The sequence below is a fragment of the Citrobacter sp. Ce129 genome, from assembly GCF_030334545.1.
GTDB lineage: Bacteria > Pseudomonadota > Gammaproteobacteria > Enterobacterales > Enterobacteriaceae > Citrobacter > Citrobacter europaeus.
Map to the genome: position 1 here is coordinate 1 of NZ_JAOWDS010000060.1, position 11,813 is coordinate 11,813.

Here is an 11,813-nt window from a genome sequence, read left to right on the forward strand (position 1 = left end):
GCCCTGGATTGTGATTAAGGTAGCATTCAGATATTGGCGACGATTTCTTTAATCAACGGCGGGCCTTTAAAAATAAAGCCTGAATAAATCTGTACGAGGGTTGCACCGGCAGCTATTTTCTCACGCGCGGCAATCACCGAGTCGATACCGCCAACACCAATAATCGGCAGATGACCTTTTAATTCCTGAGACAGCTGGCGAATAATTTCTGTACTTTTTAATTGCAATGGTCGACCGCTCAGGCCCCCCATTTGATCGCAATTTTTCATTCCCTGAACGAGAGAACGATCGAGAGTAGTGTTAGTTGCAATTACGCCATCAATATTATGACGAACTAAACTGTCAGCAACCTGGATCAGTTCTTCCAGAGAAAGATCCGGCGCGATCTTTACCACCACCGGAACATATTTATGGTGGATCGCTTGCAGATCATTTTGCTTATTTTTAATTGCCGTCAGGAGATCGTCCAGCGCCTCGCCGTATTGCAGTGTACGTAATCCCGGCGTATTTGGTGAAGAGATATTAATCGCGATATAACCGGCGTAAGCATAGACTTTTTCCATACAAATCAGATAGTCATCTTTGCCATTCTCTACCGGAGTATCTTTATTCTTACCAATATTAATCCCCAGAATACCGTCAAAATGCGATTTTTTAACGTTCTCAACCAGGTTATCAACCCCCAGGTTATTAAACCCCATGCGGTTGATCAAACCTTCCGCATCGACCAGACGGAACAGACGCGGTTTATCGTTACCCGGCTGAGGCCGCGGCGTCACAGTACCAATCTCAATGGAGCCAAATCCCATCGCGCCGAGTGCGTCAATGCACTCCCCGTCTTTATCCAGTCCGGCAGCAAGCCCGAGTGGATTTTTAAACGTCAGCCCCATACAGGTAACCGGTTTTGCGGGTACTTTCTGGCGGACAAGCGCTTCGAGCGGCGTGCCGGTAATGCGACGTAATTGCTGGAATGTCAATTCATGGGCGCGCTCTGGATCGAGCTGAAAAAGGGCTTTACGAACGAAGGGGTAGTACATGAACTCTCCTGGATTCCCGGTGTGCAAACCGGGGGCGTATTATGTGCGATCGCGAGCAAAAAGGGAATTGACCTGCGGCAATAAATAGCAATCGTTTTCCTGTATACAAATTTGGCAGCTAGTGTAGAGGGCGTTTATACCTCGACTGCGAGATTCAGGAAAATGGTACCCGAGGACCTTTTTTTGGCTGTCCATATTCAGCAACTACTCTACTTTTTCAATATTGAATCCGTCACGACGAACAAAATCAACTAAACGCTCAATATTTCCAAGTCCCCATTGGTTTGAAATGGCCACAAGCTCGCCTGATGGTAACTCAATCATCGCATCATCATTCATATGAAACCTGTTCTTGCGCCCTTCAGGGATATGATCTGCTAATGCTATTGTTCTGCTTTTTAATATTTCACTTAATTTTGATTTCAGCTCACTAAAATCGCTTGGGTTATGCTTCGCGATCCAGTCGGTAAAGAGCTCAAGAGCAAGTTTTCTTTTATTGAAAACCAGTCCCTTATACTTATATTCAGAGTAATCTCGATCTGATTTCTGGCTACTTGCGATTTGCTCTACGCGCTTTTCTCTGAACTTCACCTGATACTCTTCAAGCTCCGGAACAGGGATTATCTGCTCCGCATTGATTAAAACTTCACCGTTGAAGTTATATGGCGTCAAGCGGACACAACGAATATCTACTCCCTTATCTCTCAACCAGATAGCTGTTGTCGTCAATTCTTTACTAAAATCGGCTGAAGCCAGAATAATTCTGATATCTTTGCCAAAATCCACAAGTTCAGTATCTTCCAATTCAACAAAATCAAGTATCTTTGCTTTAGCATCTATATCTAAGTCGTGCTTTTGCAGATAAGCTTGATAATACTCACATGCTTTCGCAAAACTCATTGTAGAAATCATCGCGGCATATCTTAATGCTTGCAATTCCATATGTGCGCCGGCTTCATCACGTTTTAGTTCAATGACAACTAAATTAGCTTGTTTATCAATGGCTAATAGGTCTATTCTTCGTCGACTGTCTTCCCAGTCTGAAAACTCTTCCGATATAACGAGACAGTCTGGTGCGACAATATCGATAGTTTTCTTAATAGCCTCCTGCAAGTCGTAACGTTCTTGTAAGCCTTCAATAGTAAATGTCGTTTTTGTTAATGCAGTAAGGTTTTTATCAGAGATGCAGTACAGTGCCACGCTGAAATCCTTTTATCTAGTTAATTACTCGGAAACTGTAACCCATCAGCTCACTTAATTCTTCTAAAGGAAATGGTGGGGTTTGACGGTGTGACATGGCATGACAATTTGGACTCTCAGGGATCAGGTCATTGATGGGATCAAGGCGGTAGTCTTCTTTTATTACCGATAAGGGTACCAAGTGATGAACATGGATAAACCCTTCGGCAATCTTACCATAGACCTTTGACATATCCATGCCAAACACTTTGCACTAATAGCCGTGGTAGTGAAGCGCTGCCTGCCGGGCATTGCGGTCACGCTCATAGCGATTCACGGTCACCTGAGTCGCAGCCCCCTCGATATATTCAGTTTGAGCCTCGAGTTCTTCAGGGAAGATCGTGTCGCTCACCACAGCAGCACGATTTTTATCCTGAACAATATGAAAATCTTGCTCAGTCAATAATCTGACGCATTTCGAAGTGATACCGCCGGAGAAATCCTGAGGGGTAAACGCTTTGCCCGTCAAAAGCGTCGCCGCAATTCCGGTAATAGCTTTTGATGGATAGCGACGCCCCTGAGATTCCAGCTCATAAAGCTGTGCCTCTTTGAAACGATGTGAGAAGCCCGAGTCAAAGGCGTGAATGGCCTTGATGATGTACTCGCGCGGCAGCGTGTCAGGTAGTTCATTCATGGTGTGGGTTCCATTAACCAAAGGCTTTCTGAAAAAACGGCATGCGATAAAGTGACATCGATAATGCATCGACCTCACTTCTCTTGATCAGGTGATATTTTGCGAGCATCATCGCAATTATTTACCTGATTATGAAATCAATGACTTCCAGTAAAACCCTGCAACAGGCAATTGCCGACATCACCATCTGGCGTAAAGGCGAGCAGCGTACGCCGCACAAGCCTCTGTTGCTGCTTCATGTGCTGGCAAGTTATGGCAGCGATGGCATTGGATTAGCCAACCTGATAAGCGAGGCCTGTTGAGTGCCTTACAGTTGAGCCATATCCTGAATACCGAACACTGGTTCATATCCCAGATAATCCACGGTATTACCTAGATGTCAACGCCCCAGACTATCAGGCAGTTTACGATAAACTCACTTTCCGTCTGAGCTATTTTGCTAAAGAGCGAACCAAAAGCTACTGCAGCGCAGAACGTTCATTCGGGTGCAGTCAGAACTGAGAGGAAAGTAGCCGGTATCCGACAGTATTTCAGCGTCTGCTTCGTAATTACGCCGGTTATAGCGCCCGTCCTTTGGCAACAAGGGCTCGTACGCTATCCATTTTCGCGACTGGCCTCACTCCACGGCCTCTTTCAGGATCTCAAATTCCATCGTCTTCTTACCCAGAAGGTGCTGAAGCTCCCGGACCTGCTTCAGAGCAGCAGTAAGCTCAGAAGCGGGAACGACTTCCTTACGGCCGCAACGGCGATAGGGCCGCCTTCCTGGTACTGCTTCTTCCACATAAACAGCAGGCCTGGCTGAATACCGTGCAGGCGGGCACATGGGAGACATTCATGCCTGGCTCCGCCGTTTGCTGGATAATGGCGATCTTCTCCTAAAGGATTTTACGTTTACGGACTTCTTGCCCTAACAGGATCCCAGTCATCTCAAAATTGGCGTTAGTGTTAGACATATATTCAAGCCTATCTCATATCTGGAGGTACAGCTACCGTCTGGTGTTTCAGGGGGGCTACATCAGTAACAATACTGACACTGAGGGCATCAGGTCTTTCCTCAATCTCACACGCCAATTATCTGAGCAAAAATTTCTGTATATTTAGTGCATTTACAAATATATCTGAATTCGTAAACTAGATTTCAGAATTGAAAATTGGTTCTGAAAAAGGTAGACCAGTTTAGAACCTGAGCTGACTGCAGGAAATGGAATGGTTTATTCGATAAAACACGGCATTGTCGAGCAGGACGGGTATCCAATCGATCCCAAATTGCTTTTTAGACTTGGCAAATTTGTAGCTGATGATAGAGACAGCGAAACTTCTTTGGTCATCTCAAAACGCCCAGCTGAACTGAAATTTCGGTTCAGCCATGAACCATCGCCTTCATTCAGATTGTTTTTCAGGGAGGCAGAGCTTACTCCTGATCAGGTGAATTCTTTGGTGGAATACGGTTATTTTATTGCTGATGGCAAACGGGTGTATTTTGTCAGTGACAGACTTAAGGATTTCTCCGTATCTGCCTGCAACAAGCTGTCACTCCCCGGATTGCTCAAACTACTTCGCAAACTATACAGTGATGGACTTATTGATACTCTTCCATCATCACTTGTAGAGAAGCTCAGGGCACAGCAGCAGAAAATATCACTCCACGATAAACTCTTTGTCAGGGAACTCTACCCCTACCAGAATGAAGGGGTTGCATGGCTGACCTTCTGTGCAGCCAACGGAGTGGGTACCATCCTTGCCGATGATATGGGTCTGGGTAAAACTGCTCAAGTGATTGCCCTGTGCTGCGATGTTCTCGAACACAATCCTGAAGGTAGGATCCTTATTGTTGTTCCCAATCCTCTGCTGGCCAACTGGATCAGAGAATTTTCTTTTTTTGCTCCTTCACTCAGACCTTTTCTCCATTATGGGCAGAACAGGAGCGGTCTCAGTTCAGATCTTTCCGAGCACAATATAATTGTTACTCCCTATACCGTATTGAGTTCCGATATTTCGATGCTGGAAGAAATCCCGTTTGACCTTGTACTTTATGATGAAGCCAGTATGCTGAAAAATCCTCGGTCGGGAAGATCTCTTGCAGCAAGACGTCTTGATTCTGTTGCTTCCGTTGCAATGTCGGGAACTCCTGTCGAGAACTGCCTTCTTGACGTCTGGGCTCTCTGTGACCTTGTTTTCCCCGGTTTTCTCGGAAACGAGCAGGATTTCAGATCTCGTTATGTCCATCGCGAACTGTCCAAAACGCTCAATACGGATCTAAACGGGCTTGAAAACAGTCTCCGGCAGATAACCCTGCGACGTATGAAAAAAGATGTCCTGACACAGCTGCCTGAAAAAATGGATATTCACAGAGCTGTTACCGCAGGAGACAAGGAACGACATACCTATGAATCCATCATTGAGGAGATGCAGCTGGATGCGGCAAACGGAGGAGGAGGTATGCTACCCCTGATCAACAAACTACAGCAGTTTACTGCACATCCGGCTCTTCTAGATACGAGCATACCCCATGATGTCAAATCCCTATGCCTCCACAGCGCCAAATTCGAACTACTGATGATGGAACTGGACGGCATAGAACAATCCGGAGAAAAAGTCATCATCTTTGCCACATTCCAGAAGGCAATCGATCTGCTAGGTGCCGCAGTCAGGGAACGTTATGGCATAACCCCAGGAGTGATTGACGGACGGACTCCAAATGAACAAAGGCAGCCGCTGATTGACAGATTTTCCAAATCGTCCGGATTCGATCTGCTGCTGTTGCACCCTAAAACAGCCGGTATGGGGCTAAATATCACCGCTGCCACCAATGTAATCCACTATTGCCGACAGTGGAATCCGGCCCTTGAGGCACAGGCTACGGCAAGAGCATGGAGAAACGGACAGAAATCTGTGGTTAGTGTTTATTACATGTATTACGCGGATACTATCGAAGAAATGATCGATGAACGGATACGAATGAAACAGAAGCTTAGCGAGCAGGTTATTGCAGTGGCCGACTATAAAGAAACAGACAAACAGCTGATGCTGGAATATTTGGAATCGATAAAAAAATGACAGATCAAATTGAATTACAGGAAAATGATTTCCGCCCTTCTGCTGCCAGGCTGGTCGAAAGCCTCCGTGATACGGGATACAGTGAAAAAGCAGCATTTGCTGACATTATAGACAATTCAATAGCAGCTAATGCTACGAAAATTGCCATCGAGCTCCAATATCTGATGGGTGAGTTCCGAGTAGTCATTACCGATAATGGTGATGGAATGACTGAGTCCGAGCTGAAGAATGCGATGCGGTACGGTTCCGAAAAACGGCCGAATCCTAAGTCACTGGGCAAATTCGGAATGGGGCTGAAAACTGCGTCTACGGCATTCTGCCGTAGACTGGTGGTACTTTCACAGAAAGAAGGAACTGCAGTAGGCCGTATCTGGGATCTCGATACCATCAGTGAAAAAGATCGCTGGGAACTCGAGACTCCAGATGAAAACGACTATTACGACGATTTCGAAGTTCTTGAGGATTACTCCGGAAATTCAGGCACCATGATTGTCTGGGAAAAAATTGATCGTCTGATCAAGCCAGGCAGCGAAAGACAGATGCGTGATCAGATCCGGACCCTCGGCAAGGAACTTGTTGACGAACTGAGTGCCGTCTTTTTCAAATATCTTTCTTCCGGAAGCGTAGAAATTTCACTCAAAATTGCGGATGAACCCGAAATCCTTCTCCAAGGATGGGACCCCCTGTCTACTGAACTTGTTACCAGTGGTGGGGCCCGTCCCCAGCTCTTGAAAGAAAAGAAAATCCACGTCGAGTTCAACGGAAACAGCTATTCTTTCACAATCAGAGGAAGCCTGATTCCATCGCAGAATGAGCTGACTGCGGAAGAGCAGGAGGCTGTGAGATACGGATTGGATAACCAAGGGTTCTATATCTATCGAGAAGACCGGTTAATATGGAATGACGGCTGGCCTCACCGAATGTATAAAAAGGAAGGTAAGATCACCCGTCTGCGTGTCGAGCTTGTTTTCTCCCATGAACTTGATGATGTATTCAGTATCGATTTCCGCAAAAGCCGAGTGATAATCCCTGTTGAAATCCGTAGGAAACTGCAGGCGCTGATTGCTCCATGGCGTCAGGCACTACTTTCCGTTCCGTCAAAAAATCAATCTGAACAGTCCGGTTCGACACGTGCACATGGTCCTGCTGATAATGCGATAGATAAGCAGAAAAACCGTACAAAAAACTCCGATATAAAGGTTGATGGCGAAACAGTTACCATCAGAAACCAGAACCAGCCCAAACCTGCAGTAATCAACGATATACGCGTCTACGAGGACAAGACTGTCAGGGTCCACGAAGAAAACTCCCTGTTGGGTGACAATCTCTGGGAACCGTCATGTGACATAGATGGAAATACCTGCGTAACACTAGGGAAGTCGCATCCATACTTCCTGAAAATGTATGATGTCTGCAAGAACAATGTAGAAGCCATGAAAGCTCTCGACATGCTTCTGTGGAGCCTTGCAAATGCCGAACATGGTGAATACTCAGAAGCGAACAAATACACCCTGAAAGGATTCCGCCAGAAGGTCAGTGAGAGTCTTCGTTATCTCAGCCTTGAACTGCCGGATCCGGAAGAGGATTCAGAATGAGTTATGAATACGATCTGGCCGATTTCAAACGTTACCTTTACGACAAAAACCACAGTTACAGGGTAGATGGACTGATTTTCTGGCAGAACAGGATTCCGCTGCCGATTGACCTGTTCAATCGAATATTCGATGAATCTGATCTGATAATTGCAGATTTTGTCTATCAGGTAGCAGCAAGCGCTGCCGTTTTCAGCGAAAAAGAGTCATTCGAGAGTACCTTCGGGCTGGAAGTAACAAATCTTCCAACCGACAAGCTTAAAGCGGAAATACCAGCACTGTCCACGTGGGTGGATGAACATCTGCCTGAAAATTGCAGAATTGTCCGTATGATATATGAAATCGCGGAGCTTCTGGGCCTTTCAGAGTTCAGGTTTTCCGGTGATAGGATCGCAAAATCGCTTGCTCACCAAGGGAAAAAGTATGCCCGTCTATTCATGCCGAGTCCGGTAAAGGATCTGGTGAACAACATTCAGGGATGTGACACCATCGGGCAGGACAATACTGACATGTTCGGTAATATCATTGCCGACCGTTATAACATTTACCGTTCAGGTTTCAGTGATGCCTTGGCTATCATATTCAATGCCCTACTCGAATTTAGGCTCCTGTTTTCTGGAAACAGCGGCAATCTGCCTAGATTTAGGGTAATGATGACTGCTCCTGACGACATCGATATTCGTTTCGGTAAAACAGCCGACGGTTCATTGTGGGAACCAGGTTACGGGGACGATCATTTCATAACAATCAATACTGAACATCCCGTGATGAAAAATCAGGCAAAAGACCAAGGCTGTGCACTGGCCGAATTGCTGTTTTTTATGGGGCAGTATGAAAACTCTCAGTTTTCGGACCAGAACAAGAAATTTATTGAAAACATGCGACAGACAATATCCAGAAATCTCTGGATCAAGTATGACTAGTTTTTCTCATGCAAGGACGGGACAAGTATGCTTTCAGAACTGGATATGGTGATGAACTGGTTCAAAAATGAACCAGAATCGGCATGGCAATTCGATGAGATCGGATTCGATGATGAAACAAGAACGGTTCTATCAAAAACCGGACTGACATTGCTGGACCATACAGCACGGATGGAAACTGGAAGCGGGTATCACTGTTATATACCATGCCAGTATCTGATGTATATGCTAAAGATCGGGCCATTTGTAAGACTACTGGACAACTACATCTCTGTATTCGAAGAAATCAAAAAAAATATGTTTCCGGCAGAATTCGAAGCAATGATCGAAAGCGGAACGTCAAACGAGCAGGCGCTCGTTTCGCTGGACATCTACAGCCGCAGCAACTTTTTCTGGGCTTTCAAAGATCCCAGAACAAGACTTGAGGCAAAAAATCTAATAAACACGAGCTCAAAAACTGGGAAAAAGAGTTATAGGCAATCCGATGATTTTGTCAAATCGGTCTTGCTGGCATCATTGCCGGTCCCGAATGTAAGCTCGGAAACACTCGGTACCCTGATTCTTGATCTGGTGCGTTCTCAAGAAACATATGATTACCTTCAAAGGAGATATATGCCCAGTCTTCCTTATATGTTCAGTGTTCCTGAAGGGGATGAACTACTGTTCAGAATAATGACAACGATTGGCTGGTCCGGTCAGTTTGAGCCTTTACTGGGGTCTGACCCCGATGCCGAATTTGTTTCATGGAATGATATAGACAGGGCATTTCTTCTCCGCCCATCTAGGGAACCCGGCAATGCGCTGTATGTCCAGAATCCCGTCCATTTTTCTGTTCCGCTGGAGAAATATATTTTCATCAGAAAGGGTCTCTTGGATACTCCCGATTCACTTGAAAAAATATCGGTTCTGGTTTCCGGTTTATGGCTGGGGATGAGTATCCGGAACAGAGAGGGCAAGTTCTTTTTCGAGTCATCGACTAGAGCCTCAGTATCCGGACCTAGAGTGACCGGTGGAACGAACAGAATCTTCTATGGGGCACCCGGTACGGGAAAAAGTTACAGGGTCCATGGTGAAATGAGTGACGGTGCAGAAAAGATTGTCACAGTTTTCCATCCTGATACTCAGCATAACGATTTTGTCGGTGCCCTGAAGCCTAAAATGGAAAAGAATGAACAGGGCGAAAGCAGCATAACCTACAGTTTCAGACCAGGCCCTTTTACCTGCGCTCTCATACTGGCCATTGCTCGTCCAGACAGAAAGGTCTGTCTCATTATCGAAGAAATCAACCGTGCTTCTGCTGCAGCTGTCTTCGGCGAGCTTTTCCAGCTTCTAGACAGGGAGCCTGATGGAACGAGTACCTACAGTATCAATGCCACTGATCCGGATATGCTCGAGTATATTAATATGGAACTAGGTACTATGGGATGTACTCCTGTCGATAGCCTACGGATCCCGTCCAATATGTCTCTACTGGCTACCATGAACAGCAGTGATCAGGCAGTTATGCCGCTAGATACTGCATTCAAACGGCGCTGGAATTTCGAATATCTGCCAATCGATTTATCAAAACCGGAGATCCCACAAACCGAAATCGTTTTCACCACCAATTCAGGAAAATATTCGGTACTCTGGCGCGATTTTGCTCAAATTATTAATGACACCCTTGTCGAATGTGAAATAGCAGAGGATCGTCTGATCGGCCCGTTTTTCCTAGATTCTAAAGAATTGGAAAATGGGGAAGCAGCGAAAGCTGCCCTTGGCGGAAAACTGTTCATCTATTTGTGGGATGATGTGCTGAGACATGTCGGACACCAGAAAATATTTGCGTCTACCTTCAGGACTTTCGGCAACCTATCTGCAGCATTTCGCAATGACATGGCTGTTTTCTCTACTGCCGTAGAGAACAGACTTGAAGGGGTGGGCACTCCTGTTGACATGTACAGAGATCCGCAAGATGTTGCCAGTTGATATTCTGTATCTTTCAGACAGGACACCTGTCACCGATCGCAGTATTCCTGTGACCGTGCTCGATGAGCTGAGAAACAGGGGGCTGCTGGCCCCCGACATGCAGAAAATCCATTTCTGTGGAGTCATATCTTTCAGTGGAGGTCTGGCTGTATTTCTGCCACGAAATAACAGTTCTTCTCGTGAATCGCAGGCTCTTTCAGCACATTATCTGCTCCGCTCACTCCTGAAATTTTACCGAGATAGAGACACCGGTGTTTTTGATGGGGATGCAGGAACCGGACTTATCGGTGGTGAATCCCTGTCGTTGGCAACTGCACTGATTGACGACTATCAGACGAATGGTCTCTATGTCCGCCGGATTAGAGTCGATACAACCAACTCCGGAAAAGTTGTATGGCCGGAGACTATTGCTCGAGGGACTGCCTATCCTAGCCCATCTGGGCCTGTATATATCGATACTGTAACCACACGTTCGCGCTACCTCACCGATAGCGAGACAGCAAAGATTCATGCCTCTGTAATGAGGGAGCTCTATCAGGTATACGGAATGCTCTGGACAGGCAGTCAGGGCACTCCTGAACAACTGCAGAATGTTCCGCGTCCTGAGGGAAATGTTTTCTCATGGGTTGTACACCTAAGAAGAGAACTGCAGTTCAGCTATTCCGAAAGGGATATTTTCCTTTTGCGCAGACTGATCATGTATCTTGAAACAGGGAGAGGAACGGGGAATGGCGGGGTTCTTATCGGTGTCAGGAAGTTTCACAGTCTGTGGGAAGCCATGCTGGATGAATGCTTGGTGGGTAAATACCGAGTTAATAATAAATTGCCTATACCCGTGTATCTGGCCGGCAGTGACAAGTTTGTTCCCGTTGCCAACAAGAACCAGAGAACGGATACGGTTCTCCACAATGAAGAAAAAACGCACGTCGCGATCATTGATGCCAAATACTATGATGCGAAGACACCGGATAGTGCTCCTGGTTGGCCGGATCTGGTAAAACAGTTTTTCTACCAGAAGGCGCTTTCTTACCTAGTGCCGGTCGGTACCCACATCACAAACCATTTCATTTTTCCTGGAACAGAAAAGCCACTCAGGGCTGTCCATGTTGCGGAAAGGGGAAAGGTTCTGGTTACGGAAGCTGACTGTCTGTCCGAATATCCGCCGATTCATTGCCATTACCAGGATCCCCTAGAACTACTTCGGCTGTATTCAACTGGAGAAAAGCTGGTAGAACTGACCCGCGAAATTTTTACAGTCTGAAAAGATTCGGACTATGCCTAGAAATGTCGATAGACATGAGACCCCCTCATTGATTGATCATCCGTACAGTGATACTATCGCCGGGAATAAAACCGGATAAGG

General features: G+C 46.1%; 8 protein-coding genes and 3 pseudogenes. 7 read left to right on the top strand and 4 right to left on the bottom strand.

What is annotated here, in order from left to right; all coding sequences use genetic code 11:
* Window positions 1–26: 26 nt before the first annotated feature.
* The 3 genes and pseudogenes from pyrD to OGV77_RS11165 form a co-directional block, all read right to left on the bottom strand.
* Window positions 27–1,037 carry a quinone-dependent dihydroorotate dehydrogenase gene (gene pyrD, locus OGV77_RS11155; RefSeq protein WP_087050383.1) on the bottom strand — a complete coding sequence of 337 codons (1,011 nt, stop codon included), beginning with the start codon at window positions 1,035–1,037 and terminating at the stop codon, window positions 27–29.
* Window positions 1,038–1,241: 204 nt separating this feature from the next.
* Window positions 1,242–2,237, bottom strand: a complete 996-nt coding sequence (locus OGV77_RS11160; RefSeq protein ID WP_087051791.1) for a PDDEXK family nuclease — start codon at window positions 2,235–2,237, stop codon at window positions 1,242–1,244.
* A 16-nt stretch (window positions 2,238–2,253) separates the two neighbouring features.
* A pseudogene (locus OGV77_RS11165) lies at window positions 2,254–2,910 on the bottom strand (HNH endonuclease).
* Window positions 2,911–3,050: 140 nt separating this feature from the next.
* On the opposite strand from OGV77_RS11165, the pseudogene OGV77_RS11170 reads away from it, so the two are divergent.
* A pseudogene (locus tag OGV77_RS11170) lies at window positions 3,051–3,164 on the top strand (phosphorothioated DNA-binding restriction endonuclease); the annotation flags it as partial.
* A 94-nt stretch (window positions 3,165–3,258) separates the two neighbouring features.
* Window positions 3,259–3,411, top strand: a complete 153-nt coding sequence (locus OGV77_RS11175) for a YagK/YfjJ domain-containing protein (protein WP_231130630.1) — start codon at window positions 3,259–3,261, stop codon at window positions 3,409–3,411.
* Window positions 3,412–3,479: 68 nt separating this feature from the next.
* Here OGV77_RS11175 and OGV77_RS11180 read toward each other — a convergent pair.
* A pseudogene (locus OGV77_RS11180) lies at window positions 3,480–3,779 on the bottom strand (transposase); the annotation flags it as partial.
* A 337-nt stretch (window positions 3,780–4,116) separates the two neighbouring features.
* Here OGV77_RS11180 and OGV77_RS11185 point away from each other — a divergent pair.
* From OGV77_RS11185 to OGV77_RS11205, 5 genes are read left to right on the top strand one after another with little or no spacing between them, the layout of a single operon-like run.
* A complete protein-coding gene (locus OGV77_RS11185; protein WP_087051789.1) occupies window positions 4,117–5,967 on the top strand; it encodes a DEAD/DEAH box helicase in 1,851 nt (616 codons plus the stop codon).
* Entirely contained in the window at window positions 5,964–7,562 is a 1,599-nt protein-coding gene (locus OGV77_RS11190) for an ATP-binding protein (protein ID WP_087051788.1), read from the top strand. Before OGV77_RS11185 ends, OGV77_RS11190 begins: the two co-directional genes overlap by 4 nt.
* Window positions 7,559–8,482 carry a hypothetical protein gene (locus OGV77_RS11195; protein ID WP_087051787.1) on the top strand — a complete coding sequence of 308 codons (924 nt, stop codon included), beginning with the start codon at window positions 7,559–7,561 and terminating at the stop codon, window positions 8,480–8,482. Before OGV77_RS11190 ends, OGV77_RS11195 begins: the two co-directional genes overlap by 4 nt.
* A gap of 27 nt (window positions 8,483–8,509) precedes the next feature.
* Window positions 8,510–10,450 carry an AAA family ATPase gene (locus OGV77_RS11200; RefSeq protein WP_087051786.1) on the top strand — a complete coding sequence of 647 codons (1,941 nt, stop codon included), beginning with the start codon at window positions 8,510–8,512 and terminating at the stop codon, window positions 10,448–10,450.
* Window positions 10,437–11,711, top strand: a complete 1,275-nt coding sequence (locus OGV77_RS11205; protein ID WP_087051785.1) for an LlaJI family restriction endonuclease — start codon at window positions 10,437–10,439, stop codon at window positions 11,709–11,711. The genes OGV77_RS11200 and OGV77_RS11205 overlap by 14 nt, the downstream gene beginning before the upstream one ends.
* Window positions 11,712–11,813: the final 102 nt, after the last annotated feature.